Consider the following 26,338-nt stretch of genomic DNA (forward strand, 5'->3'; position numbering starts at 1 on the left):
GGGTCGGACCTCAGCGCTGCAGCAGCGCCGCCGCGGCGGCGAACCCGAGCGCGCCGCCGGCCACCGCGGGCAGGATGGTGACGGTGTCACCGTCGGAGAGCTTGGCGTCGAGCGAGCCGAGGAACCGCACGTCCTCGTCGTTGACGTAGATGTTGACGAAGCGGTGCAGCGCCCCCTCGTCGGTGATCAGCCGGCCGCGCAGGCCGGCGTACTTGCCGTCCAGGTCGGCCAGCAGCTCGTTGAGCGTGTCGCCGGCGCCCTCGACGACCTTCGCGCCGCCGGTGTAGCTGCGCAGGATGGTGGGGATGCGAACCTCGATAGCCATGACGTGCTCCTAGAAAACGACGGTGTGGGACAAGCGGGACTGCGGTGACGTGCGCGGCGGCTGGGTCAGCGGCCGAGCGAACACTCGTAGTCGACCGTCGCCGGGCTCTGCCCGAACATGTACGACTGGACCGCGTGCGGGTCCACGCTCGCATCGATGACGTACACCGGCTCCTCGGTCACGACCCCGTCCACGATCCGGAACGAGCGGATCTCCTCGGTGTCGGGATCGCGGGTGGAGACCAGCAGGTAGTGGGCGCCGGGCTCGCCGGCGAAGGAGATGTCCGTGCGGGACGGGTACGCCTCGGTCGCGGTGTGCGAGTGGTAGATCACCACCGGCTCCTCGTCGCGATCGTCCATCTCGCGCCACACCCGCAGCTGCTCCATCGAGTCGAACTCGTAGAACGTCATCGACCGCGCGGCGTTGTCCATCGGGATGTGCCGGGTCGGGGTGTCGCTGCCGGCCGCCCCCGCGACCACGCCGCAGGCCTCGTCGGGGTGGTCCCGACGCGCGTGCGCGATGATCGCGTCCATGATCGACCGGTCGATGCTCAGCACGACGCCCAGCTTACCGCGTACGGCCCGGCACTTCCCCGTGGGCACTGTCACGCCCGACCCGCCGCCGGCGCGCGTGTCGTGGCGGACGCGGGTCAGTCCATCAACGCGTTGAGCAGCGATTCCTGGAGATAACCGAGGTACGCGTAGACGGAGAGCTGGAAGACCCGGGCCGAGGTCGGGTCGTGCAGCACGGCGTCGTCCAGCTCGTCGCCGATGTCGGTGTCGGCCCCGATGTCCAGCCGGACGCCCATCGCGAGCCGGGCGTCGTTGAGCGCCCGCAGCCACGCCTCGGCGGCCTCGGCGTCCAGCCGCACCTCACCGCCCGCGGCGTCGGGGAGGGCCGCCAGGATCGCGCCCGCCTGATCGATCTTGGCGGTCTTGAGGTCGCCCTCCGTGTATCGGCGGAAGTCGGCGGAGTCGGCGGGCCGCTCGGGGTAGATGTCCGGAAAAAGCCGGTTCACCACCGGGTCGTCGTGATCGAACCCCTCGGTGAGCAGCCCGACCACCTCGGTGGCCACCTTGCGCAGTACCCGCACCTCGTCGGCGGCGAAGGTGGCCACGCAGAGCGCACCCTGCCGGCGGAACATCGTCACTGAGCGTCCCCCGCCGTCATGCCCGGTCGACCGTGGCCCACAGCCCGTACCCGTGCAGCTGGGACGCGTCGTGTTCCATTCGCTCGCGCGCGCCGCTGGAGACCACCGCCCGCCCCTTCGTGTGCACGTCGAGCATGAGCTGCTCGGCCTTCTCGCGGCTGTATCCGAACAGCTTCTGGAACACCCACGTCACGTACGACATCAGGTTGACCGGGTCGTCCCAGACGATCGTCACCCATGGCCGGTCCTCCGCCGGCACCTCTTCGGTGTCCGGCGCCTCGACCGGGGCAACCTGTGGAGCGGCCATGTCCCCCATCGTGCCACCGCCCGGCGGGGAGTGATGAACCGGAACACCGCGGGCGGGTCGGCCGCGGTGTTCCGCGTACCCGAGCGGGGCGCCCGGCCGGCCGGCACAGCGGCGCGGCAGCGCGCCCGCGAGCGGGGGTCGGGACATGTCAGGCCAGCAGGATGCCGTGGTCGACCGCCTCCGCGAGCAGCACGGCGAGCGCGTCGCGCAGCGCGCCGAACCGACGCCCCGTCTCGCGCAGCAGCTCGTGCTCGACCGCGTGGAGGGCGCGTTGCGCCCAGGCCCGCCCGGCCTCCGCGTCGGCATCATCCGAGTTGCGCCAGCGCAGGTAGCAGCCGCCGGAGAGGCCCAGGCCGATCTCGGGGAGCACCTGCGCCCCGAGATCGCTCGGGTACGCGGCGAGCCCGGCCACCGCTTCCGCGCCGGCGACCACGGCAACGCCGCCGGTCGCGGTGACGAGGAACACCCGCGCGAGGTCGCGCGCGGCGGCGTCCTCGGCGAGCCCACGGCGGACGCCGGCGACGACGCGTCGGCGTACCCCCTCGTCCGGCGGCTCGGCGAGCACGTCCGCGAGGGTCTGCTGGATCAACCGTTCCACCGCCGCGTCCCCCTCCGCGGCCGCGCGCAGCGACAGCGCGTGCAACTCACGGTCGAGCACGGCGGGCAGCCCGGTCGGGCCGGCCCCGAAATCGAGCTGCCGTTCGATCCGCAGCCGCACGTCGCCGAGCTCGACGGCGAGCCGCTGCCGGACGCGCTCGGTTGCGGCCCGGGCCGCGGTCTCCAGCCGCTGTGACCAGTCGGATTCGTGGGCGTGCGGTGCGACCCGGACGGTGCGGCCGGCGCCCGGCGGGACGGGCGGATTCAGGCTGGCCCGGCGCAGCCCCTCCGCGCCGGCCCACTCGACGAGCGCGCGACGCAGGTACGCGGTGTCGGTGGCGGCCGGGTCGACCGCGAACCAGGGCGCGCGGTCCAGCGCCGGCACCGCGCCGGTCACGACCGCGCGGTGGACCTCGACCGCCGCGGTGGCCGGGTCGAAGATCGGCTCGGGCGCGTCGGGAACCCGCCAACCGCCGCGGGCGTCCGGGGTGATCACGCAGAAGACCGCCACCGAGCGCCGTGCCGCCGCGGCGAGCAGCTCCAGCTCGGCGGGGTGCGGTCGCTGGTCGGCGGCGAGCACGAAGAGCAGCGCGCCGCCACGTTCGGCGGCGTCCAGCACGATCCGGGCGCCGGCGACCCCGAGCGTGGCCGTGTCGGGGGTGTCGACGAGCGCGAAGTGCCGCAGCAGCGGATCGGGCTCCACCAGCTCGACGCGGCGCGGCGGGCGGGAGCCGGAACCGGCGGCGGCCGGCGGGTAGGGGTGGGGCCGGCGGGCGCCGGGCAGGTGTGCGGTGACCGCGCGGCGGGCGCCGTGCCGCACCACGAGATAACTGGTGTCGGGCACCTCAAGGATGCGGCCGGGCGAGCCGAGCAGCGCGCCCACGACGGCGCTGCGCGCCGCTCCGGTGCCGGTCGCGACGATCGCGATGGGCTCGTCGGGCACGGGCTCGACCACCGGGGATGGCCGTCGCGTCTTCGGTCGGTGCTGCCTCGGCACTGCCGGTCCGCCCCCGTTCGACCGGGTTCCGGCGACCAGATGGAGAGTGGGACGCTCCATTCACGGCCTCCTTCACACAACGAACCTCTGGCACGAACCGGGCGCATCGGAACGCTACGTGAACGGTCACTTACGCAGCGAGGATCGCCATTACTCAACAGGCCCCGCATTCACTACTCAACTTCGGATCGTCATGGGGCCTGCGCTGACCACTTTCGATCGATATGCTCCGGCCATGGGTCCGTGGAGCTTCGTCGGCCGCACGGATGAACTCGGCCGTCTGGTCAGCGCGGCGACCAGCGGGACCGGTCGGGGCCTGATCGTCAGCGGCACCGCCGGCGTCGGGAAGACCCGGCTGCTCCGCGAGGCCGTCACCGCGCTCCCCACCGACCGGTTCGCCGTCTACACCGCGTCGGCCACCATCGCCACCGCCGGACTGCCGTTCGGCGGGCTCGCCCAGATCCTCCCCGCCACGCAGCCGGCCGGACTCTCCCCGACCGCGGTGCTGGGCTGGGCCGTGGAGGCGCTGCACGAACAGGCCGGCGGCCGCCCGATCGTGCTCGCCGTCGACGACGCCCACCTGCTGGACCCGACCTCGGCCGCGCTGGTCTACCTGGTGGCCCGCGCCGAGCACGCCACCGTGCTCGGCACGTTCCGCAGCGGCGAGCGGCTGCCGGTGCCGATCCGGGGACTGTGGACCGACGACCTCGTCGACCACGTCGAACTGACACCGCTCGGGCTCACCGAGACCACCGCCCTGCTCACCGAGATGCTCGGTGGTCCGGTCGACAGCGCCACAGCCGTTCGGCTCTGGCGGCTGTCCGCCGGGCATCCGCTGCTGCTGCGCGAGCTCGTCGCCGCCGCCCACGCCGGGGACGAGCTGACCCGGGCGTACGGGGTGTGGCGCTGGACCGGGCGGCTGGAGCTGGCGCCCAGCCTGATGGAGCTCGTCGACGTCCGGATCGGACAGCTCAGCCCCGAGATCCGCACGGTCGTCGAGCTCGTCGCGCTCGGCGAGCCGATCGGCCTGCACCTCGTGATCCGCGCCACGGACGAGGCGCACGTCGAGGCCGCCGAGGAGCGTGGCCTGATCCGGGTGCTCGACGACGACCGACGGCACAACGTCGTGCCCACCCACCCGCTCTACGGCGAGGTGGTGCGGCGGCGCTGCCCGGTGACCCGCTCCCGCCGGCTGTACGCGCAGCTGGCCACGCTCGTCGAGCAGACCGGGGCGAAGCGCTGGGACGACGCGCTGCGGGTCGCGCTGTGGCGGCTGGAGTCCGACACCGCACACGACCCGCGGCCGCTGCTCACCGCGGGCGCCCGGGCGCTGGCCCGGCTCGACCTGGAGGTCGCCGTCCGGCTGGCCCGGGGCGCCCGGACCGCCGGCGGCGGATTCGAGGCCGCCGACCTGCTCGCCACCGCGCTGATGCTGCGCGGCCAGCCCGACGCCGCGCTGTCGGCGCTCGACGCGGCGCGCGCCGACGCCACCTCGGACGAGCAGCACGCCCGGCTGGCCGCGACGCGGGCGCTGATCGAGCACGGGGCGCTGGACCGACCGGGGGCGGCCGACCGGCTGGCCGCGGACGCCCGGACGCTGCCCGACGCCGCCCGCGCGCTGCCGTACGCCGTCGAGGCGGTGATCCGACTGCACCGGCTGCAGTCCGCGGAGGCGCTGCGGCTCGCCCGGCGCGTACTGGACGAGCCGGCCGCGTCCCCGCCGGCCCGCGCGCTGGCCCGGTGCACGGTGGCCCATCTCCAGGCCGCGCGGGGAGAACTGCGCCGCAGCGCGGAGTCGATCGCGGCCGTCGACGCGGACGCCCCGCTCTGGCACGCGCAGATGCCGTACCTGCGGCTCACCGCCGAGCTGGTCCGCGGGACCGGGCTGCTGCTCGCCGGAGACCTCGCCGGCCTCGACGCGATCACCGGCACCGAGTTCGCCGAGCGCGCCGACGCGGGCGAGTTCCGGTCCGGCGCCGGTTACCTGTCGGTGCTGCGCGGCCAGGCCGCGCGGTTGCGCGGGCAGACCGCCGAGGCGCTGCGGCGCAGCCGGCAGGCCTGCGCGACACTCCGGCCGGGACATCCGCTCGCCGCGCTGGCCCACGCGGAACGCGCGCACGCCGCCGCGCTGCGCGGTGAGGCCGCCGAGGCCGACGCGGCGATGGCCGAGGCGGACGCGACGCGGTCGCCGGACGCGGCCGACGTGCTCTACCCGTTGCGGGAGCAGGCGCGCTGCTGGGTCGCGGTGACCGCGGGCGACCCGACCGGCGGCGTACGCGTGCTGCGCGAGCTGCTCGACCGGCTGCGCCGGGACGGCTTCGCCGGGCACGAGGTCGTCGCCCTGCACGACCTGGTCCGCCTCGGCCGGGCCGACCTCGCGGTCGGGCGGGCGGCCGAGCTCGCGGCGGTGGTCGACGGCCCGCTGCCGGGGCTGGTCTTCCGGCAGGCGCGGGCGGCGCACGCGGGGTCCGCGACCGACCTGCTGGCGGTGGCGGACGACTTCGCGGGCCTGGGGTTGACGCTGTTCGCCGCCGAGGCGGCCGCGATGGCGGTGACGCGGCTGCGGGCGGAGCGCTCGCCGGCCGCGGTGGAGGCGAACGCGCGCCTCGGCGACCTGCTGGAGCGCTGCGACGCGGTGCTGAGCCCGGCGCTGCGCACCGGACAGCCGGCGCTGACCGGGCGGGAGCGGCAGATCGCCCGTCTCGCGGCGAACGGCACGGCCAGCCGCGACATCGCCGAGCAGCTCTTCATCTCCACCCGCACGGTGGAGAACCACCTGCAACGGGTCTACAGCAAGCTCGGGGTGACCGGCCGCGGCGAGCTGGCGCCGGCGCTGCGGGCATTGCCCGACCTCGACGTGCCGGCGGGGCGCTGACGCCTGGTTAGGGTGGCACCGTGACAAGTCCTCGTCCCGCCCTGCTGACCGACCACTACGAGCTGACGATGGTCAACGCCGCCCTCAAGGACGGCACCGCCGATCGGCGCTGCGTCTTCGAGGTGTTCGCCCGGCGGCTGCCCGCCGGCCGTCGGTACGGCGTGGTCGCGGGCACGGGGCGGCTCGTGGAGGCGCTGCGGGACTTCCGGTTCGACGAGGCGGAGATCCGCTTCCTGCGCGACACCGGGGTGGTCGACGACCAGACGGCGGCGTGGCTGACCGGCTACCGCTTCACGGGCGACATCTCCGGGTACGCCGAGGGTGAGCTCTACTTCCCCGGCTCGCCGATCCTCACCGTCACCGGCACCTTCGCGGAGTGCGTGCTGCTCGAGACGCTGGTGTTGTCGGTGCTCAACCACGATTGCGCGATCGCCGCGGCGGCCGCCCGGATGGTCACCGCGGCGCGCGGGCGCACGGTGATCGAGATGGGCTCCCGGCGTACCCACGAGGACGCGGCGGTGGCCGCCGCCCGCGCCTCGTACCTGGCCGGGTTCGCGTTCACCTCCAATCTGGCGGCCGGGCAGCGCTACGGCATCCCGACCGCGGGCACCGCGGCGCACGCGTTCACGCTGGTGCACGACGACGAGCCGGCGGCGTTCGCCTCGCAGGTCGCCGCGCTGGGCAAGAACACCACGCTGCTGGTCGACACGTACGACATCAGCCAGGGGATCCGCAACGCGATCGCGGTCGCCGGTTCCGATCTGCGCGCGATCCGGATCGACTCCGGCGACCTGTCGGTGCTGGCCCAGCAGTCGCGGGAGCTGCTCGACTCACTCGGCGCCACCGAGACAAAGATCATCGTCTCCGGCGACCTCGACGAGTACGCGATCGCCGCGCTCGCCGCCGAGCCCGTCGACATGTACGGCGCCGGCACCGCCGTGGTGACCGGCTCCGGGGCGCCGACCGCGGGGCTCGTCTACAAGCTGGTCGAGGTGGACGGCCGTCCGGTGGTGAAGCGCTCGGAGAACAAGGCCACCATCGGCGGGCGCAAGACCGCGGTACGCCGGCACAAGCCCACCGGCACCGCCACCGAGGAGGTCGTGGTGACCCGCGGCACCCCGGAGCCGATGAACGGCGACCGGGCGCTGCAGCGGCCGTACGTGCGCGGCGGGGCCCCGGTCGACGACCTGCCCACGCTCGCCGAGTCCCGCGAGCACCTGCGCCACTGCCTGATCTCCATCCCGTGGGAGGGGCTCAAGCTCTCGGCCGGCGACCCCGCGATCCCGCTCACCGTCGTCCCCGCCCCGTCGTTGTGAACCAAGGAGACACCGTGACCCGAGCGTTGATCATCGTGGACGTGCAGAACGACTTCTGCGAGGGAGGTTCCCTCGCCGTCACCGGCGGGGCCGGCGTGGCCGCCGCGATCTCCCGGCTGCTGCGCGCCGGCGACCGGCGCTGGGACCACGTGGTCGCGACGAAGGACTACCACGTCGACCCCGGCGCCCACTTCGGCAACCCGCCGGACTTCCGCCAGTCGTGGCCGGCCCACTGCGTCGTCGGCACGGCCGGCGCGGACTTCCACCCCGACCTCGACACCGACCGGATCGAGGCGGTCTTCCACAAGGGGGAGCGCGCCGCGGCGTACTCGGGGTTCGAGGGGCACACCGACGGCGGCGTCGGGCTCGCCGACTGGCTGCGCCGGCACGACGTCGACGCGGTCGACATCGTGGGGATCGCGACCGACCACTGCGTGCGCGCGACCGCGCTGGACGCCGCCCGCGAGGGGTTCCACACCACGGTGCTGCTGGAGCTGACCGCCGCGGTCGCCCGGGAGACCACCATCGTCGCGCTCGACCAGCTGCGCGACGCCGAGGTCGCGCTGACCGGGGAGCCCGTCGTGCCCGCGTGAGCCGCATCACGGGAAATCCGTGGCGGAAACGTCGTACCGCGGGGCGAGGATAACCCCGGAGGTACGGACCCAAAATGACACTCACGCCTTACCGACGGGCGCTTGCCCTGCCGGGCATCCGGTCACTGCTCATCGTGGCCATGCTGGCGCGCATCCCCGTGACAGCGGCGAGCGTGACCCTGACGCTGCACGTCGTCGACGACCTCCACCGGGGCTACGCCGCGGCCGGCCTCGTCGCCGCCGTAATGACCGTCGGGTCGGCGATCGGCGCCCCGTTACTCGGCCGCCTGGTCGACCGGCGCGGCCTGCGGCCGATGCTGGTGCTGACCACCGTCGCGGAGGCGCTCTTCTGGGCGGCCGCCCAGGCGATGCCCTACCCGGCGCTGCTGGTGACGTCGTTCTTCGGCGGGCTGCTGACGTTGCCGATCTTCTCCGTGATCCGGCAGTCGATCGCGGCGCTGGCCCCCGAGGACCAGCGCCGACAGGCGTACGCGCTGGACTCGATGTCCGTCGAGCTCTCGTTCATGATCGGGCCGGCGCTCGCCGTACTCATGGTCACCACCACCTCCGCCCGGTCGACGATGCTCGCCGTCGGCGCCGGCATCGTCTGCTCCGGGCTCGCGCTCTTCGCGCTCAATCCCCCCGTGCGCGGCCACGACGAGCCGAGCGCGCAGACCGCCCCCGTGGCCCGGCGGGAGTGGGTCACCCCCCGACTCGTCGGGGTGCTCGCCATCGTCGCCGCCAGCACGCTCGTGCTCGGCGGCACCGACGTGGCGGTCGTCGCCGTGCTGCGCGACGCCGGCCAGATGCAGTGGACCGGCGCGGTGCTGGCCGCCTGGGGCGCCTACTCCCTGGTCGGCGGCTTCGCCTACGGCGCGGTCTCCCGGCCGCTCCCGCCGGTCGCGCTTCTCATCCTGCTCGGGGCGTGCACCATCCCGGTCGGGCTCGGCGGTGGACAGTGGTGGCTGCTCTGCCTGGCGCTGCTGCCGGCCGGCGCGCTCTGCGCCCCCACCCTGGCGGCGACCGCCGACGTGGTGAGTCGGCTGGCGCCGCCGTCCGCGCGCGGCGAGGCGATGGGGCTGCACGGTTCGGCCCTCACGGTGGGCCTCGCGCTGGGCGCGCCGCTGGCCGGCGCGGTCATCGACGGCTCCGGCCCCGCCTGGGGCTTCGCGGCGACCGGCCTGCTGGGCCTGCTGGTCGGGCTCGTCGTGCTCCCCGGCGAGCTGCGCCGACGCCGCACCCCGCAGGCGGCCGCCCCCACAACGCCCACCCCGGACCTGGTCCCGTCCGCCCCGACCCCGTCCGCCCCCGCCCCGCCCACGCGCTGACCACCCGTCACCCCCTTCACCCCGGGCACCCCCGGCCCGGTTGGTCCTACCGGATTGATGCGTGGGAGCGTCCTCGCCAGCAGCAAGGGTATGGGTGCGTCTGTTGTCGCTGGAACAGCAATGAACGCACCCACACCCCGGGCGCGCGCCGCCCCGGACCCGAGGACGTCGGCGAGGCGGCCGCGCCGGACGACCGGCGCGAACACGCGCACGGGGCGCGGGGCGCGGGGCGCGGGGCGGTACCGGGCCGGGGCGGGGGTGCCGGGAGATGCGACAGGGCGCCGCGTCCCGGGTACGGGAGGCGGCGCCCTGGTGCGTCTGCGCTCAGTGCCTGTCGACGTTGCTCACGGTGTCCTCGCGGTAGGTGGCCCCGCCGTCCGACTCCGACGTCAGCGGCTTGGCGCCGCCCTCCGGCGGGCCGGCCAGCGACTGGCCACCGGCGGCCAGCTCCGGGAACTTGAGGTCGAAGGCGGGCCGCTCGGAGCGGATCCGCGGCATGCGGTCGAAGTTGCGCAGCGGCGGCGGGCAGGTGGTGGCCCACTCCAGCGAGTTGCCGTGACCCCAGGGGTCGTCGACCTCGACGATCGGGCCGGCCTTGTAGGACTTCCAGACGTTCCAGATGAACGGCAGGGTCGAGATGCCGGTGATGAACGCCCCGACGGTCGAGATCATGTTCAGCTCGGTGAAGCCGTCCTTCGCCTGGTAGTCGGCGTAGCGTCGCGGGAAGCCCTCGTTGCCCAGCCAGTGCTGCACCAGGAACGTGGTGTGGAAGCCGACGAAGGTCAGCCAGAAGTGGATCTTCGCGAGCCGCTCGTCCATCATCCGGCCCGTCATCTTCGGGAACCAGAAGTAGATGCCGGCGAAGACCGCGAACACGATCGTCCCGAAGAGCACGTAGTGGAAGTGCGCGACCACGAAGTACGAGTCGGAGACGTGGAAGTCGAGCGGCGGGCTGGCCAGCAGCACGCCGGAGAGACCGCCGAAGAGGAAGGTCACCAGGAAGCCGATCGACCACAGCATCGGCGATTCGAAGCTGATCTGGCCGCGCCACATGGTGCCGATCCAGTTGAAGAACTTCATACCGGTCGGCACGGCGATCAGGAAGCTCAGGAAGCTGAAGAACGGCATCAGCACCTGGCCGGTGGCGAACATGTGGTGGGCCCACACGCTCATCGACAGCGCCGCGATCGCGAGGGTCGCGCCGACCAGACCCTTGTAGCCGAAGATCGGCTTGCGGGAGAAGACCGGGATGATCTCGCTGACGATGCCGAAGAAGGGCAGCGCGACGATGTAGACCTCGGGGTGGCCGAAGAACCAGAAGAGGTGCTGCCACAGCAGCGGGCCGCCGGTGGCCGGGTCGTAGACGTGCGCCCCGAGCATGCGGTCGGCGGCGAGCGCCATCAGCGCCGCGGCGAGCAGCGGGAAGACCATGATCACCAGGAGGCTGGTGACCAGCATGTTCCAGGTGAAGATCGGCATCCGGAACATCGTCATGCCGGGCGCGCGCAGCGTCAGGATCGTGGTGATCAGGTTGACCGCGCCGAGGATGGTGCCCAGACCGGAGATGGTCAGGCCGACGATCCACATGTTGGCGCCCACACCCGGCGAGTGCTCGACGCTGCTCAGCGGCGTGTACGCGAACCAGCCGAAGTCGGCGGCGCCGCCGGGGGTGATGAAGCCGGCGACGGAGAGCGTGCCGCCGAACAGGTAGAGCCAGTACGCGAAGCTGTTGAGCCGCGGGAACGACACGTCCGGCGCGCCGATCTGGATCGGCGTGATGTAGTTCGCGAACGCGAAGACGATCGGCGTCGCGAAGAACAGCAGCATGATCGTGCCGTGCATCGTGAAGAGCTGGTTGTACTGCTCGGGCGACAGGAACTGCAGCCCCGGTCGCGCCAGCTCGGCCCGCATGATCAGCGCCATCAGGCCACCGATCATGAAGAACACGAAGGCGGTGATCATGTACATGATCCCGATCTGCTTCGCGTCGGTCGTCCGCAGCAGGCGCGCGATGGCCGAGCCCTTAACCGGCTGTCGGACCGGCCAGGGCCGGGTCACGATCGGTTTCGGTGCAACGGTGGTCACGAGTGGCCTCCGGTTCTCGTTCGTCCCACTCGGCGCGCGTTCTTGATCTGCGGGCCGTACCTCCGACGCAGAATAGTCCCCGCTACCGGCGGGTTCGGCGTGGGGTCACCGGACGCGCCGAAACGTCATCAGACCGGACCCACCAGCAAGCGGTAGTGGTTGCGGAAGATGCGGCCGCCGCTGCCGCGCAGCAAGGGGTCGCGCAGCGCCGGCGGCACGTCCCGGGTGCGGTCGCGGTCGCGCGTCCGGTTGAGCACCCAGGTGGTACGGGGACGGCGCCGTCGCTCGTACGCGGTGAGCGCCTCGGGCACGCTCTCGGCGCGACGCAGCGCGTCGGCGAGCACCAGCGCGTCCTCCACCGCCATCGCGGCCCCCTGCGACAGCGTCGGCGCGGTGGCGTGTGCCGCGTCACCGACGAGCACCACGCTCCCGCGTGACCACCGTCCCAACTCGACCTCGTCGGTGGCCGCGAGCTGGACGGTCTCCACCGCGTCGAGAACCTCGGGGACCGGCCCGCGGAAGGTGGCGAAGACCTCGCGCAGCCGCGCGGCCGGGTCGGCCGGCAGCGCCCCGTCGGGCGGCAGCGGCTCCTCGGCCCAGCAGTAGAGCCGCCCGTTGCCCATCGGCATCACGACGAAGGCGGCGCGTCGGCCGAGCACCGCCGTCCAGGCGGTGACCTCGGGCCCGCCGGTGACGACGCTGCGGTAGACGAGTTGGCCGACCGGGCGGGCGGCACCACCGAGCGCCGCGAGCGCCCGCACCGCCGAGCGGCGGCCGTCGGCGCCGATGACCAGGTCGTACTCCGTGTGGGAGCCGTCGGCGAACGCGACCTTGCTGGTCTGCTCCCCCAGCTCGACCCCGGACACCTCGGTGTCGTAGCGGACGTCGCCGCCGGCGCCGGTGAGCAGCACCCGGTGCAGGTCGGCGCGGGGCAGCGCGCGCGACTCGCCCACCCCGTCCCAGAGCCGGGTCAGGTCGACGGCGCAGAGCTGCCGCCCGCGTACGTCGAGGAAGCACTGGGTGCCGATGACGTCGCCGAGCGGGCGCAGCGGCGCGTCCAGCCCCAGGTCACGCAGGGCACGCGCGGCGTTGCCGGGCAGGAAGATCCCCGCACCCGGCACGGTGGAGGCGGGCAGCTTCTCCACCACCTCCGGGCGGAAGCCCTTCAGCCGCAGCGCGCGGGTCACCGCCAGGCCGGCGATGCCCGCCCCGACCACGAGGATGCGCACGGTGGATCCGACCATATCGGCGAGGCCTCCGGGGGGACACGCGTTGAAGCCAAGAGACTACTTCCGGCGACGCGGGCGGCGATAGCCCTTCCCGACCCGTGCCCGCGCGCGGCGGCGCACGGCGGGGGTCAGCGCTGGACGCGGGCGCCGGCACCGCGGACCAGCGCCTCCACCTCGTTCAGGCTCGCCGTCGACGTGTCGCCGGGCGTGGTCATGGCGAGCGCGCCGTGCGCCGCGCCGTACTCGACGGCCGCGTGGAGGTCGCCCGTGGCGAGCAGGCCGTAGATCAGCCCGGATGCGAAGCTGTCGCCGCCGCCGACACGGTCCATGATCTCTAGGCCCGGCCGGTGCGTCGCCTCGACGAACCGGCCGTCGCCCCAGGCGATCGCGCCCCAGTCGTTCACCGTGGCGGTGCGCACCGTGCGCAGCGTGGTCGCGACCACCCTGAAGTTCGGGTACGCGGTCGTGACCTCTTCGATCATCCGCCGGAAGTTCGCCACCTCCAGCTCGGCGAGGCTCTCGTCGGTGTCCGGCACCTCGAACCCGAGCGCGGCGGTGAAGTCCTCCTCGTTTCCGATCATCACGTCGACGTACTCGGCGAGGTGCCGGTTGACCTCCCGGGCCCGGGTCCGCCCGCCGACCGCCTTCCAGAGGCTGGGCCGGTAGTTCAGGTCGTACGAGATGATCGTCCCGTGCCGGCGCGCGGCGGACATCGCCGCTTCGATGGTGGCCGGGGTGGTCTCCGACAGCGCCGCGTAGATGCCGCCGGTGTGCAGCCAGCGCACGCCGAGGTCGCCGAAGAGGTGGTCCCAGTCCACGTCGTCGGGGCGCAGCTGGCTCGCCGCGCTGTGACCGCGGTCGGAGGTGCCGACCGCGCCGCGCACCCCGAAGCCGCGCTCGGTGAAGTTCAGCCCGTTGCGGACGGTGCGCCCGATCCCGTCGTACGGCAGCCACCGGATGAACGCCGTGTCCACCCCGCCCTGCAGCACCAGGTCCTCCAACAGGCGTCCCACCTCGTTGTCGGCGAAGGCGGTCACGACCGCGGTGCGCAGCCCGAAGCAGCGGCGCAGCCCGCGGGCCACGTTGTACTCCCCGCCGCCCTCCCAGACCCGGAAGCTGCGCGCGGTGCGGACCCGGCCCTCGCCCGGGTCCAGGCGGAGCATGATCTCGCCGAGCGACACGAGGTCGTAGCGGCACTGGGCGGCGGGGCGGAGCTCCAGCATGGTCACGGCTCCTCAGGCGGGTCGGGCGGCGGCGACGGCCGCGGCGGTGCGGCGGGTGACCTCGTCCCAGTCGCCGGCGGCCAGCAGGTCGGGGGCGACCATCCAGGTGCCACCGACGGCGACGACCGCCGGCAGGGCGAGATAGTCGGCGAGGTTGCCGGCGTTGACCCCGCCGGTCGGGATGAAGCGGACGGACCGGAAGGGCGCGGCCAGCGCCTTGATCATGGCGACCCCGCCGAGCTGCTCGGCGGGGAAGAACTTGACGGTCTCGATGCCGGCGTCGAGCGCCATCTGGATCTCGGTGGCGCTGGAGACGCCGGGGAAGACCGGAACGCCGCGCTCCCGACAGCGCCGGACCACTGCCGGGCCGAAGCCGGGGCTGACCACGAATCGGGCGCGCGCCTCGACGGCGGCGTCGACCTGGTCCGGCGTCAGCACGGTGCCGGCGCCGACGAGCAGGTCCGGGTGCCGCGACATCGCGCGGATGACGTCGGCGGCGGCGTCGGTGCGCAACGTCACCTCCACGCTGCGCAGGCCCCCCGCGGTGAGGGCGTCGGCCAGCGGCGCGGCGCGCGTCGCGTCGCCGAGGACGACCACCGGGAGGATCCGGTCGGCGCCGATAATGCGTTCAGGCTCATGAACGGCGGTCACGGACGTGACCATACCGACGTCGATGGAGCTGTCAAGCCGTTACAGTGGCGGGCGTGACGATGGGCGAGGGTTTCCAGCCGGTGAAGTCCGCCGGCCGGACGTTGGAGGTGCTGGAGGCGCTCGCCGCATCCCCCGGCCGCCGGTCGCTGGTCGACCTCGCCCGCGCGCTGGACATTCCGAAGAGCAGCCTGCACGGGATCCTGCGCACGATGATGCAGCGCGGCTGGGTCGAGGCCGACGCCACCGGCACCCGCTTCGGGCTCGGCGTCCGGGCCCTGCAGGTCGGCGCCGCGTACCTGGAGACCGACGACGCGGTGGGCCTGATGTCGACCGTGCTCGACGAGCTGTCCCGGCAGTTCGGCGAGACCGTCCACCTCGGGCGGCTCGACGGGCCGCACGTCGTCTACATGGCGAAACGGGAATCCGTGCACCCCCTCCGGCTCTACAGCGCGATCGGGCGGCGGTTGCCGGCGCACGCGACGGCGCTGGGCAAGGTGCTGCTCGCCGCACGCGGCGACGCCGACGTCGACCGGAGGCTGAGCTGGCCACTGACCGCGTTGACCCGGCACACCATCACCGACCCCGCCGCGCTGCGCGCCGAGCTGGCGGGGGTACGCGAGCGCGGCTACGCGGTCGACCACGAGGAGAACACCGACGGGATCGTCTGCTTCGCGATAGCGGTCCCGCTGCACGACCCCGCCGTCGACGCGATCAGTCTGTCGGTACCGGCCGCGCGCCTGCACGCCGGCAGCGAGGAGACGATCGTCGCCGCGCTGCGCCGCGCCGCCGACCAGGTCCGGGCCGCCCGCGCGCTCCTCTCCGCCAGCTAGCCCCGCGCGCCGCCCCGTTACCGACTCTTTTCATGGACGTAAATCTGTCCTAACTTCTATGGGAGCGCTCCCTCGACCGGTTATCCCCCGTGGTCCCACCCAGCCAAGGAGCATCCATGCGTCGCCTCATCCGCCCACTCGCGGCGGCGGGCCTGCTCATCGCGGGCTCACTCGCGGCCGTCGGGGCCAGCGCCCCCGCCCAGGCCGACACGCTGATCTGTGAGCAGTACGGCTCGACCACCATCCAGAGCCGCTACGTCGTGCAGAACAACCGCTGGGGCAGCAGCGCCGAGCAGTGCATCAACGTCACCGGCACGGGCTTCTCGATCACCAGCCAGCGGGGCAGCGCGGCCACCAACGGCGCGCCGCTGTCGTACCCCTCGGTCTACTTCGGCTGCCACTACGGCAACTGCTCCCCCGGCACCAACCTGCCGATCCAGGTCAGCCGGATCAGCAGCGCCACCAGCAGCATCAACTACACCTACACGAGCGGCACCTACAACGCCTCGTACGACATCTGGCTCGACCCCACGCCGAAGACGACCGGGGTCAACCAGATGGAGATCATGATCTGGTTCAACCGCCAGGGCTCGATCCAGCCGATCGGCTCGCGCACGGGCAGCGCGACCATCGGCGGCCGCACCTGGGAGGTGTGGACCGGCAGCAACGGGTCCAACAACGTGGTCTCGTACGTCGCGCCGTCGCCGATCACCAGCTGGAACTTCAGCGTCCTCGACTTCATCAACGACGTCCGCAACCGCGGCTCGATCACCAACTCGTGGTACCTGACCAGCATCCAGGCCGGGTTCGAGCCCTGGAACGGCGGCGTCGGGCTGGCCGTCAACTCGTTCTCCGCGACCGTCAACGGCGGTGGCGGCGGCGGTGGTGGCGGTGGGGGTGGGGGCGGTGGCGGCAGCGGCGCCTGCCGGGTCGCGTACACCCCGACGACCTGGAACAACGGCTTCACCGCGAACGTCACGGTCACCAACACCGGGTCGAGCGCGCTGAACGGCTGGACGTTGACGTACAGCCTGCCGGCCGGGCAGACCATCACCAGCTCGTGGAACGCGACGGTGTCCCAGAGCGGAGCGGCGGTGACGGCCCGCAACGTCAGCCACAACGGCACGCTGGCGCCGGGCGCCAGCACGTCGTTCGGCTACCAGGCCACCTACTCCGGCAGCTACGCGTCGCCGAACAGCTTCGCGCTCAACGGCACCGCCTGCACCGTCGGCTGACGTCCGACGCCGCGCCCCCGCCGATCAAGGATCGGGTCACACCGTGTGAACGAGTCCCTGGTCGACGGGGGCCTGCGCCGGCTCGCGGGGGGCCGGGACGACGGGGCACGACGCGCGGGCGACGACCCGCGGCGCCGCCGCGGCGGTCGCGGCGTGCCGGGCGTCGGTGAAGACGATCCGGGTGAAGTCGTGCTCGGGCAGGCCGCGGGGCTGCCCGCCCGGCAGCACGGGCGCCAGCGCCGCGAAGACCGCGTGCACCCGCTCGCCCCGGTACTCCTCCGGCGAGTCCGTCGCGCGCAGCAGCACCGCGCCGTGCGGCAACGGCCGCACCTCGGCGAAGGCTCCCGACGCGGCCAGCCCCTCCGCCCCGCCGAGCCGGTGCGCCAACTCCCTCGGGCAGACGGTCAGCCACTCGTAACCGCGCAGGAACGTCCGGCTCGCCTCGGCCGACTCGTCGCCGGCCCGGCGCAGCGCCGCGTCGAGCAGCGTCGCGGGTGTCGCGTTGCCGGCGGCGCGCAGGATCTCCCCGTACGTGAGGTCGGCGGCGTGCGCCATCCGGCGGATCAGCTCGATCAGCGCGGACAGCACCCGCGGCACCTGTGCGGAGCGCTCGGCGAACCCGACCGATGCCTGCAGCTTGAGGTGCCGGCCGCCGGCGAACCGCAGCACGTGCAGGTCGAGCTCGGCGGCGCCGGGGGCGACGTCGTACCAGTGCGCGGAGAGCTGGCCCAGCCCCTCGGTCAGCCCGTCGGACCAGGAGCACGGACGGCGCCGCCGGCCACGACCCGCGGCCGGCTCGTCGAAGGCGGTGAACGAGGTCGTCGGGGCGGTGGCGCCGGCGGGCTGCACGAACGGCAGCAGGAGCCGGCAGGCCTCGTCGTGCCACAGCTGCAGCAGCGGCGCGATGGCCGACACCTGCTCGCCGCATTCGAGATACAGCACGAGCGTCGCCAGGTCCGGGTCCCGCTCGTCCACTTCCATCCACGACGGCATGGTGAACCCACCGCCGTAGTCGTTCATGCTCATCCCCAGCCCCTTCGACGCCCCAGGACCCGATACCGTAGCGACATCTCCCGGAAAAAACACGGGTGTACGGGCAACGTGTGCTGATGAATTTTTTGTGACCGTCGACGACTGCACAATGTGTACGCCGGCCGCGACGCACCGCCGCCACGAATTGCCGATCATGACTGGAATAAGCGCACCGCGTCTACATGATCACCATCGGTTGCGCCGCGCCGCCGCAGCTAGTGGTGTTCGCAATGCGCACATGACCCGCCCCGGCGGCCCCATGCGCCGCACGCCGGGGATGACAATAGCGCCGCCGGAAGGCGCCCCAGGTAACGGGAAATCCAGAATTGCGGACCGGCATCGACGATATCCGGGAGATGTTTCCGCACGGGCCCCGGCCGGAGTCGAACTCAGCGGGCGAGCGCGTCGATCTCGGCGATCTCACTCCCGGTCAGTGTGAACCCGAAGACCTCGCGGTTGAGGTCGATCCGCTCCGGCGTCACCGACTTCGGGATCACCACGATGCCGTGCTCGATGTGCCAGCGGATCACCACCTGCGCCGGCGTCACCCCGTGCGCCCCGGCGATCCGGGTCAGCACCGGATCCTTCAGATCCGTGTTCTTGAACGGGCTGTACCCCTCCAGCACCACGCCGCGCTTCCGGTGCTCGGCGAGCGTCCGCGCGTCGTACAGCGACGGCGCCCACTCGATCTGGTTGAGCGCCGGCATCTCGCCGGTCTCCTCGGTCAGCGCATCGAGCTGCCCGAGGCTGTAGTTGCTCACCCCGATCGCACGCGCCAGGCCCTCGTTCCGGATCTCCACGAACCGCCGCCACGTCTCCAGGCCGTCGCCGTCGCGCGGCGGCCAGTGGATCAGCCACAGGTCGACGTGGTCGGTGCCGAGCGCGGTGAGGCTCGCCTCGATCGTCTCCCGTTCCCGCCCGAACCGGTTCGGCGGCAGCTTCGTCGTGATGAAGACGTCCCCGCGCGTCAGCCCGCTGTCCCGCAGCGCCCGCCCCACCCCGGCCTCGTTGCCGTACATCGTCGCGGTGTCGATGTGCCGGTAGCCGGCCTGCAGCGCGTAGAGCACCGCCTCGTAGCCCTCGTTGCCGGTCGCCTGCCAGGTTCCGAAGCCGAGGATCGGTATGGCGACGTCGCCGGGAAGCGTCACGGACGGCTGCTCGCTCGATGCGGTCATGGTCGTGTTTCTACCCGAGATCGGCCATCTCATGCCGGATGCGGGAAGAGGTCGACTACCGGACAATGCGACGTATGGGCGACCGGCTGGACGAATACCGGCGCAAGCGCGACCCGAAGCGGACGCCCGAACCGGTGCCCGAGCGCACGCCGCGGAAGCGGCGCGGGGACCGCTTCGTGATCCAGCAGCACCACGCGCGCAGCCTGCACTGGGACCTGCGGCTGGAGCGCGACGGGGTGCTGGCGTCCTGGGCGGTGCCGCGCGGGCTGCCGCGCGACTCGCGCAACCACCTGGCGGTGCACACCGAGGACCACCCGCTGGAGTACCTCGACTTCCACGGCGAGATCCCGGCCGGCGAGTACGGCGGCGGAAAAATGACGATCTTCGACCGCGGCACGTACACCTGCGACAAGTGGCGCGACGACGAGGTGATGGTGGTGCTGCGCGGCGAGCGGGTCTCCGGCCGCTACGTGCTGTTCCGGACCGGCGGCAAGGACTGGATGATCCGGCGGATGGATCCGCCGCCGGGCTGGACCGAGCAGCCGGAGCTGGTGCGGCCGATGACCGCCAGCCCGGCGCGCAGGTTGCCGGCCGAGGACGCCGCCTGGGCGTACGAGATGCGCTGGTCCGGCGTGCGGGCGGTGGGGTACGTCTCGGGCGGGCGGCTGCGGCTGCTCTCGGACGACGACACCGAGATCACCGGTGACTACCGGCAGCTGCGGCCGCTGGCCGAGGAGCTGGCGCCGACCGAGGCGGTGCTGGACGGCGTGGTGACCACGCTGCGGCAGCCGAAGCGGAAGCCGACCGTGCAGTACCTGCTCTTCGACCTGCTCTGGCTGGAGGGGGTGTCCACGGTGGAGCTGCCGTACGCGCAGCGGCGCGAGCTGCTCGACGGGCTGGCCCTGGCCGGCCCGCACTGGCAGACCCCGCCGCACTTCCCCGGCGGCGGCGCGTACGCCCTGGACGCCGCCCGCGACCAGTCCCTGTCCGGCGTCATCGCCAAGCGCCTGGACTCCCCCTACGCCCCCGGCAAACGCCCCCGCACCTGGCTGAGCCTCGACACCTAACGCCGATCTTGCAGTTGTGGTCGGTCACGGACCGCGGCAAAGCGGTGTGATCCGGGCGCCACAACTGCAAGATCGGCGCGGGCTGGCGGCGGGTCAGAGGGCGGTGCACTCTCCCTTGACCGGGCCGTGGACGGTGTTGGGGCGCCCATCGTTGACCGGCGCGGGCGCGTTGGCGGTGCAGAAGAGCGGGCCACGGATCGTGCTCCCGGCGACGACCGGGCTCTCGGTGGTCTTGTTGCCGAGCAGCGAGACGGGGCCGGTGACGGTGGTCTCGTCGATGACGAGGGTGGCGGTGCCGGCGGCCAGGGTGACCGGACCGGTGACCGCCACGTCGGTGAGGCTGACGGTCGCGGCGCCCAGCGCCGTGACCGGACCGGCGATCGTGCCGCCGGTGACGATCAGCGAACCGCCGCCCCAGACGGTGACCGGGCCACGCACGGTCGCGTCGGACACGCAGGTCACGCCGGAGCCGACCGCGAGCGCGCCGCGGTACGTACCGGTGACGGTCCGGGTGCAGGCGGGCAGCGGAATGACCCGGCCCACCGTGCTGCGCGGCGCGACGTCGGCGGTCACCGGCGAGTTCTTCGCCAGGTAGTCGGTGAGCATCGTCAGGTCGTTGTCACCGGTGGTGACCCGGTTGGTGCCCTTGCCGAGCGTGGTGAAGTTGTCGCCGCCGGAGGCGAGGAACGAGTTCTGGGTGACCCGGTACTGCTTCGCCGGATCGATCCGCACCCCGTCGAGCTTCATCGACCGCGCGATGACCCGCTGGCCGCGCGGCTGCGTCGGGTCGTACGCGTAGCTGAAGCCCTTGGAGACGCCGAGCCAGAGCACCGGCCGGGAGGCGCCGTCGGGCTGCCACTGCTCCTCCAGCACCTGCTTGAGCTGGGCGCCGGTCAGCGTCTGCGTCACGACGTCGTTGGCGAACGGCTGCACCGCGAACGCCTCGGAGTAGGTCACCACCCCGTCCGGGGCGTGGAGCAGGTCGGCCCGCAGGCCGCCCGGGTTCATGAAGGCGAGCTGCGCGCCGCCCCGACCGGGATCGGCGGTGCCGGCGAGCTGCACGTCGGCGATGAAGTTGCCGAGAGCCGACTCCGCGCCCCGGTTCTCCGCGCCGTTCGTGTAGGCGCGGCGGATGTCGGCGGTGATCGAGCCGAGCGGCCGCTTGCCCAGCTCGTTCGCGGTCGCCGCCGCCCTGGTGACGATGTCGGCGACGGCGGGGTTCTGCGGCGCGCCGACGACGTCGACCAGCTCCGCCGTCGACGCGGTCACCGCCCGGGTCGCGGGGTCGACGCTCAGCGTGATCCTGCCGAGCTTGCGGCCGTACTCGTGGGCCTGCAGCACCGGCCGGGTACGGTCCGTGCCGGGCACCGGCAGCTGGAAGGCGTACGGCTGGTGGGTGTGGCCGCCCACCACCGCGTCGATGTCGGCGCCGACCCGGGTGAACGGGCCGAAGACCGGGTCGGCGGCGAGCTGCTCGGGCGAGCCGATGTTCTCCGGTGCCGCGCCCTCGTGCGCGAGCAGCACCACCACGTCGGCCTCGCCGTTGGCGGCGTTGCCGTCGCTGAGCTGCGCCGCCACGGAGTTGGCCTCGGCGACCGGGTCGCGGAACTGCACCCCGGCGATGCCGGACGGGCTGACCAGGTTGGCGGTCTGCGGGGTCACCACGCCGACGTAGCCGACGCGGACGCCGCCGAGCTCCTGCACCGAGTACGCGGGCAGCGCGCGAGCGCCGTCGCGGTAGACGTTCGCGCCGAGCAGCGGGAACGCGGCCCGGTCGGTGACCCGACCGAGCAGGTCGTCGATGCCCTTGTCGAACTCGTGGTTGCCGACCGCGCTGACCGCGAGCCCGCCCGCGTTGAGGGCGTCGATCGTCGGGGTGTCGCCGTCGATCGCGGAGATGAACGTGGAGGCGCCGATGTTGTCGCCCGCGGAGACGAACGCGGTGTTCGGGTTGCCGGCGCGGAGCCGGTCGACGAGGCCGACGAGCTGGGCGGCGCCGCCGACGGGCTGCCCGTTCACGGTGGCCGGCGACTGCAGCCGCCCGTGGAAGTCGTTGATGGTCAGGATCTGCAGATCGACGGTCGGCTCGGCCGCCCGGGCGGGGACGGCGGCGACGGTCGTCACGGCGAGCCCGGCCAGGAGGGCGGCGGCGAGGGTGGTTCGGGGTGCGCTGCTGATCAGGCGCATGGAGCGATCCTCCGATGGGGGGTCTCGCAGGAGCTGAACGCGAAGGAGTGTATGGCCTGATCGCGGTCGGGCAACGTAGCCGGCCGGCGCGAACACGCTGGCCGGACGGCCGGGAGACCGGAAATCCGTCACCCGGATGAGGAGTATGTCGCGCAGAACACGGTATTCCCTGCGGCCCGTCGTCCCCGCAGGAAGGCCACCGGATGAGCAGCGAGCACCCCCCGACCGCGAAGCAGACGAGACTCGCCGCCCACCGCCGCGACCCGCGGGACGGCTACCTCACCACGGACCAGGGAATCCGGGTGGAGGACACCGACAACTCGCTGCGGGCCGGCACGCGCGGTCCGATCCTGCTGGCGGACTTCCACCTGCGCGAGAAGCTGATGCGGTTCGACCACGAGCGGATCCCCGAGCGGGTGGTGTACGCGCGCGGCGCCGGCGCGCACGGCTGGTTCCAGGTGTACGACGGCTCGCTCGCCGAGTCCACGACCGCGGAGTTCCTCGGCGACCCGTCGCTGCGTACCCCGGTCTTCGTCCGCTTCTCCACCCTGCAGGGCGGGCGCGGTTCCGCCGACACCCCGCGCGACGTCCGCGGCTTCGCGACCAGGTTCTACACCGGCCAGGGCAACTTCGACCTGGTCGGCACCAACATGCCGGTCTTCTTCATTCAGGACGGCATCAAGTTCCCCGACCTCGTGCACGCGCTGAAGCCGGAGCCGCACAACGAGATCCCGACCGCGTCGCCCGGGCACGACACCTTCTGGGACTTCGTGTCGCTGCAGCCGGAGACGCTGCACCACGTCATGTGGCTGATGTCGGACCGCGCGCTGCCGCGCAGCTACCGGATGATGCAGGGCTTCGGGGTGCACACGTTCCGGCTGGTGAACGGCGCGGGACGGACCACGTTCGTCAAGTTCCACTGGAAGCCGACGCTGGGCGTCCACTCGCTGGTCTGGGACGAGGCGCAGAAGATCTCCGGCCAGGACCCGGACTTCAACCGGCGCGACCTGTGGGAGGCGATCGAGGCGGGGCAGTTCCCGGAGTACGAGCTGGGGCTGCAGCTGATCCCGGAGGAGCGCGAGTTCGACTTCGACGACGTCGACCTGCTCGACCCGACCAAGCTGATCCCGGAGGAGGTCGTACCGGTCACCCCGGTTGGGCGGATGGTGCTGGACCGCAACCCCGACAACTTCTTCGCCGAGACCGAGCAGGTGGCGTTCCGGGTGGACAACGTCGTGCCGGGGATCGACTTCACCGCCGACGCGCTGCTGCAGGCGCGGCTCTTCTCGTACCCGGACACCCAGCTCACCCGACTCGGCGGGCCCAACGCCGCGCAGCTGCCGGTCAATCAGCCGGTCGCGCCGGTCGCGCACTACCAGCAGGACGGGTTCGGCCAGCAGACGGTCCGGCAGGGGCGGGCGAACTACCACCCCAACTCGCTCGGCGACGGGCGCCCGGTGGTGGCCGGGCGGCAGGGCGGCGGGTTCACGCACTTCCCGGAGCGGATCGACGGGATGCCGGAGCGCAGGCGCAGCCAGACCTTCGCCGACCACTACAGCCAGCCGACGCTGTTCTGGAACAGCATGTCGCTGTGGGAGAAGGAGCACATCGTCGCGGCGTTCCGCGTCGAGCTCGGCCGCGTCGGGCCGAGGCACATCCGCGAGCTGATGGTGCAGCACCTCAACCGGATCGACCACGAGCTGGCGCAGCTGGTGGCGGCGGGGATCGGCGTGACCGCCCCGGCGCGGCGGGGTGACAACCACGGCCGCGGCTCACGGGCGCTCAGCCAGGCGTACGGCCCGCGCCACAGCGTGCTCGGCCGGAAGGTCGCCATTGTGGTCGCGGACGGGGTCGACGGGGACACGGCCGCGACGCTGCGCGCCGCGCTGACCGAGCGGGGGGCGCTCGTCGAGCTGCTCGGCCCGGTCGACGGTGTCGTCACCGCCGCCGACGGCGCGGCGCTGGCGGTGACGCGCGCGATCGGAGGCGTCGGCTCGGTCCTCTACGACGCGGTGCTGGTGCCCGGCGGCAACGACGCCGCGATCGCGCTGGTCTCCGACGGGTACGTGGTGCACTTCGTGGCGGAGGCGTACAAGCACGCGAAGCCGGTCGGGGTGCTCGGCGAGGCGACCACGCTGCTCACCCAGACCCAGCTGCCGATGCCCGCGCTGGACGACGACGGGTTCGGCGAGGAGCTGGGGCTGGTCGTGCAGTCGGCGCGCGGCACGGTGGGCGACGCGTTCGTGACCGCGTACGTCGACGCGATCGCGCGGCACCGGCACTTCGACCGGGCGGTGGACGCCATCGCGGCGTGACGGTCCGCTGAAGCGGTGGTCGCGTTCGGTCGGTCTGGACCGGACCCGGTGGCATCCGTCATCCTTGACCGGGTGTGTGGGGGGAGGAAGCAGGACGATGCGTGATCTCGACGAAGCGCTGGCCCGCCTTGCCCGCCGCGACCAGCTGCAGAAACGCCACGGCAGCGGCGCCCAGGATCCGCCGCGCACCGCCGCCGACGAGGTGGCCGAGGCCCTTCGGCCGATCGTCGAACGGCACCCCGGCCTCACCGCCGTCGTCCGCCTCGACGAGGGCGACGTCGGCACCGAGCTCCGGATCGCGAGCGAGGCGGGCTCGGTCCGGGTGATGATCACGGAGATCAGCGAGGGGTCGGAGCCCTTCGAGGCCGCGTTCGAGTCCCCGTCGTTCGAGACGACCGCCTTCGAGACGACCGCTTTCGAAGCGACCGCCTTCGAGAACGTGCCGCTGGAGTCGGCACCGCTCGACTCCGCCGCACCGCCCGCCCCCCGCGTGCTGGTCGGGGAGTTCTCGATCACCGAGGATCGGACGCCCACGGACGCGCCGGTGCCCGCCGGCCCGCCGGAGTGGCCGCCGCGGGCGCAGGCCGCGCCGGGCAGCCCGGAGGCGCGGTTGGCGGAGCTGATCCGGCGCGACCCGTCACTGCTGGAAACCCCGCGCGACCGTTGATCCCCCACGCGCGCTGATCCCCCACGCGCGCTGATCCCCGGCGCGCACTGATCCCCGGCGCGCGTTGGTCCCCGGCGCGCGCGGCATCACGCGGGAGCGAGCAGGTCGCGCAGCTCGCGCACGGCGGCCCGGCCGGCGCGGGTCGCCCCGACCGTGCTGGCGGACGGACCGTAGCCGACGAGGTGCACGCGCGGATCGGCGACGACGCGGGTGCCGTCCATGGTGATTCCGCCGCCGGGACCACGCAGCCGCAGCGGGGCGAGGTGGTCGAGGGCGGCGCGGAAGCCGGTGCACCAGAGGATGACGTCGGCGCGCACTGTCCGCCCGTCGCGCCAGGCGACGCCGTCCGGCGTGATCCGGTCGAAGATCGGCAGGCGGTTGAGCACGCCGCGCGCGCGGGCCTCGCGCACCGGCGCGGTCAGAGTCAGCCCGGTGACGCTCACGACGCTCTCCGGCGGACGGCCGGCCCGTACCGCCCGATCGACGAGGGCGACGGCGGCGCGCCCGTGCTCCGGGGTGAACTCGCGCTCGTGGAAGACGGGCGGGCGGCGGGTCACCCAGGTCGTCTCCGCGACCTCGGATATCTCGGCGAGCAGCTGCACCGCCGACGTCCCACCGCCGACGATCACCACGTGCCGGCCGGCGAACTCCGCCGGGCCCCGATAGTCGGCGGTGTGCAGCTGGCGGCCCCGGAAGGTCTCCTGCCCGGGGTAGTACGGCCAGAACGGACGGCTCCACGTGCCGGTCGCGTTGATCAATGCGCGGGTGGCCCAGTCGGCGGCGTCGCCGCGCACCAGCAGCCGCCCGTCGCCGTCCGGGTGGTCACGGACCTCCGTCACCCGCACCGGACGCCGCACCCGCAGGTCGAAACGGCGCTCGTACTCGGCGAAGTAGGCGGGGACGACCTCGGCGGCGGACCGGGTCGGATCGGGCGCGTCGAAGGGGAGACCGGGCAGGGCGTGCAGCCCGTGCACGGTGCCGAGCCGCAGCGTCGGCCAGCGGTGCCGCCACGCGCCGCCCGGCCCGTCCGCGTCGTCGAGCACGACGTGCCGCAGGCCGGCACGGCGCAGGAAGTACGCGGCGGCCAGGCCGGCCTGGCCGGCCCCGATCACCACCACGTCCACGTCGTACGCCCGCTTCGTCACCTCCGGTGC

General features: G+C 73.1%; 21 protein-coding genes and 1 pseudogene. 9 read left to right on the top strand and 13 right to left on the bottom strand.

The genetic code is table 11. The annotated features are described in order from the left end of the window. Positions 1 to 10: 10 nt before the first annotated feature. The 5 genes from BLW47_RS00695 to BLW47_RS00715 all read right to left on the bottom strand — a co-directional run bounded on the left by BLW47_RS00695 (position 11) and on the right by BLW47_RS00715 (position 3,322). Positions 11 to 325 (bottom strand): MoaD family protein, encoded by a 315-nt coding sequence (locus tag BLW47_RS00695; RefSeq protein ID WP_091550089.1) that lies wholly within the window; start codon positions 323 to 325, stop codon positions 11 to 13. A gap of 65 nt (positions 326 to 390) precedes the next feature. Beyond that, positions 391 to 882, bottom strand: a complete 492-nt coding sequence (locus BLW47_RS00700; RefSeq protein ID WP_091552286.1) for a M67 family metallopeptidase — start codon at positions 880 to 882, stop codon at positions 391 to 393. Positions 883 to 974: 92 nt separating this feature from the next. Further along, positions 975 to 1,469 carry a DUF2017 domain-containing protein gene (locus BLW47_RS00705; protein ID WP_091550091.1) on the bottom strand — a complete coding sequence of 165 codons (495 nt, stop codon included), beginning with the start codon at positions 1,467 to 1,469 and terminating at the stop codon, positions 975 to 977. Between the two features lie 22 nt (positions 1,470 to 1,491). Further along, positions 1,492 to 1,782 carry an ATP-dependent Clp protease adapter ClpS gene (gene clpS, locus BLW47_RS00710; protein ID WP_091550094.1) on the bottom strand — a complete coding sequence of 97 codons (291 nt, stop codon included), beginning with the start codon at positions 1,780 to 1,782 and terminating at the stop codon, positions 1,492 to 1,494. 148 nt (positions 1,783 to 1,930) lie between these two features. After that, positions 1,931 to 3,322 (bottom strand): hypothetical protein, encoded by a 1,392-nt coding sequence (locus BLW47_RS00715; protein ID WP_139307126.1) that lies wholly within the window; start codon positions 3,320 to 3,322, stop codon positions 1,931 to 1,933. 289 nt (positions 3,323 to 3,611) lie between these two features. Here BLW47_RS00715 and BLW47_RS00720 point away from each other — a divergent pair, with 289 nt between their 5' ends. From BLW47_RS00720 to BLW47_RS00735, 4 genes and pseudogenes are all read left to right on the top strand, one after another. Further along, positions 3,612 to 6,251, top strand: coding sequence for a LuxR C-terminal-related transcriptional regulator (locus BLW47_RS00720; RefSeq protein ID WP_091550099.1), 2,640 nt, complete (start codon positions 3,612 to 3,614; stop codon positions 6,249 to 6,251). A gap of 20 nt (positions 6,252 to 6,271) precedes the next feature. Continuing rightward, complete coding sequence (locus BLW47_RS00725; protein WP_091550101.1) at positions 6,272 to 7,567, top strand: nicotinate phosphoribosyltransferase; 1,296 nt, start codon at positions 6,272 to 6,274, stop codon at positions 7,565 to 7,567. A gap of 14 nt (positions 7,568 to 7,581) precedes the next feature. Further along, a complete protein-coding gene (locus tag BLW47_RS00730) occupies positions 7,582 to 8,160 on the top strand; it encodes an isochorismatase family protein (protein WP_091552289.1) in 579 nt (192 codons plus the stop codon). 49 nt (positions 8,161 to 8,209) lie between these two features. After that, a pseudogene (locus BLW47_RS00735) lies at positions 8,210 to 9,488 on the top strand (MFS transporter). Between the two features lie 324 nt (positions 9,489 to 9,812). On the opposite strand, the gene ctaD reads toward BLW47_RS00735, so the two are convergent. From ctaD to eda, 4 genes are all read right to left on the bottom strand, one after another. Then, the gene (ctaD, locus tag BLW47_RS00740; protein WP_091550106.1) at positions 9,813 to 11,573 is read right to left on the bottom strand and encodes an aa3-type cytochrome oxidase subunit I; all 1,761 of its coding nucleotides are present in this window, start codon (positions 11,571 to 11,573) and stop codon (positions 9,813 to 9,815) included. A 128-nt stretch (positions 11,574 to 11,701) separates the two neighbouring features. Beyond that, complete coding sequence (locus tag BLW47_RS00745; RefSeq protein WP_091550109.1) at positions 11,702 to 12,817, bottom strand: FAD-dependent monooxygenase; 1,116 nt, start codon at positions 12,815 to 12,817, stop codon at positions 11,702 to 11,704. Positions 12,818 to 12,930: 113 nt separating this feature from the next. Then, positions 12,931 to 14,025, bottom strand: coding sequence for a sugar kinase (locus tag BLW47_RS00750; RefSeq protein WP_217634761.1), 1,095 nt, complete (start codon positions 14,023 to 14,025; stop codon positions 12,931 to 12,933). A 12-nt stretch (positions 14,026 to 14,037) separates the two neighbouring features. Continuing rightward, positions 14,038 to 14,676: a bifunctional 4-hydroxy-2-oxoglutarate aldolase/2-dehydro-3-deoxy-phosphogluconate aldolase gene (gene eda / locus BLW47_RS00755; RefSeq protein WP_245736249.1), complete on the bottom strand. Its 639-nt coding sequence runs from the start codon at positions 14,674 to 14,676 to the stop codon at positions 14,038 to 14,040. A gap of 59 nt (positions 14,677 to 14,735) precedes the next feature. Between eda and BLW47_RS00760 the strand changes: the two genes are divergently transcribed. Together BLW47_RS00760 and BLW47_RS00765 are read left to right on the top strand one after the other, a co-directional pair. Continuing rightward, the gene (locus tag BLW47_RS00760; protein ID WP_245736404.1) at positions 14,736 to 15,506 is read left to right on the top strand and encodes an IclR family transcriptional regulator; all 771 of its coding nucleotides are present in this window, start codon (positions 14,736 to 14,738) and stop codon (positions 15,504 to 15,506) included. Between the two features lie 116 nt (positions 15,507 to 15,622). Next, entirely contained in the window at positions 15,623 to 16,741 is a 1,119-nt protein-coding gene (locus BLW47_RS00765) for a glycoside hydrolase family 12 protein (RefSeq protein ID WP_091550116.1), read from the top strand. A gap of 36 nt (positions 16,742 to 16,777) precedes the next feature. On the opposite strand, the gene BLW47_RS00770 is transcribed toward BLW47_RS00765, so the two are convergent. Together BLW47_RS00770 and BLW47_RS00775 are read right to left on the bottom strand one after the other, a co-directional pair. Continuing rightward, positions 16,778 to 17,767, bottom strand: a complete 990-nt coding sequence (locus BLW47_RS00770) for a hypothetical protein (RefSeq protein WP_139307127.1) — start codon at positions 17,765 to 17,767, stop codon at positions 16,778 to 16,780. Between the two features lie 395 nt (positions 17,768 to 18,162). Then, positions 18,163 to 18,948, bottom strand: coding sequence for an aldo/keto reductase (locus BLW47_RS00775; RefSeq protein WP_091550122.1), 786 nt, complete (start codon positions 18,946 to 18,948; stop codon positions 18,163 to 18,165). Positions 18,949 to 19,022: 74 nt separating this feature from the next. On the opposite strand from BLW47_RS00775, the gene BLW47_RS00780 reads away from it, so the two are divergent. Then, positions 19,023 to 20,015: a DNA polymerase ligase N-terminal domain-containing protein gene (locus BLW47_RS00780; RefSeq protein ID WP_091550125.1), complete on the top strand. Its 993-nt coding sequence runs from the start codon at positions 19,023 to 19,025 to the stop codon at positions 20,013 to 20,015. A 93-nt stretch (positions 20,016 to 20,108) separates the two neighbouring features. Here BLW47_RS00780 and BLW47_RS00785 read toward each other — a convergent pair whose 3' ends face one another. Beyond that, positions 20,109 to 22,202 carry a bifunctional metallophosphatase/5'-nucleotidase gene (locus tag BLW47_RS00785; RefSeq protein ID WP_091550127.1) on the bottom strand — a complete coding sequence of 698 codons (2,094 nt, stop codon included), beginning with the start codon at positions 22,200 to 22,202 and terminating at the stop codon, positions 20,109 to 20,111. Positions 22,203 to 22,405: 203 nt separating this feature from the next. On the opposite strand from BLW47_RS00785, the gene BLW47_RS00790 reads away from it, so the two are divergent. Together BLW47_RS00790 and BLW47_RS00795 are read left to right on the top strand one after the other, a co-directional pair. Next, positions 22,406 to 24,517: a catalase gene (locus tag BLW47_RS00790; protein WP_091550129.1), complete on the top strand. Its 2,112-nt coding sequence runs from the start codon at positions 22,406 to 22,408 to the stop codon at positions 24,515 to 24,517. A 97-nt stretch (positions 24,518 to 24,614) separates the two neighbouring features. Further along, a complete protein-coding gene (locus BLW47_RS00795; protein WP_091550131.1) occupies positions 24,615 to 25,184 on the top strand; it encodes a hypothetical protein in 570 nt (189 codons plus the stop codon). A gap of 86 nt (positions 25,185 to 25,270) precedes the next feature. Here BLW47_RS00795 and BLW47_RS00800 read toward each other — a convergent pair whose 3' ends face one another. After that, positions 25,271 to 26,329 (bottom strand): FAD-dependent oxidoreductase, encoded by a 1,059-nt coding sequence (locus tag BLW47_RS00800; RefSeq protein ID WP_091550133.1) that lies wholly within the window; start codon positions 26,327 to 26,329, stop codon positions 25,271 to 25,273. Positions 26,330 to 26,338 lie beyond the last annotated feature (9 nt).

It is taken from the genome of Micromonospora pattaloongensis (assembly GCF_900107255.1).
Classification (GTDB): domain Bacteria; phylum Actinomycetota; class Actinomycetes; order Mycobacteriales; family Micromonosporaceae; genus Micromonospora_I; species Micromonospora_I pattaloongensis.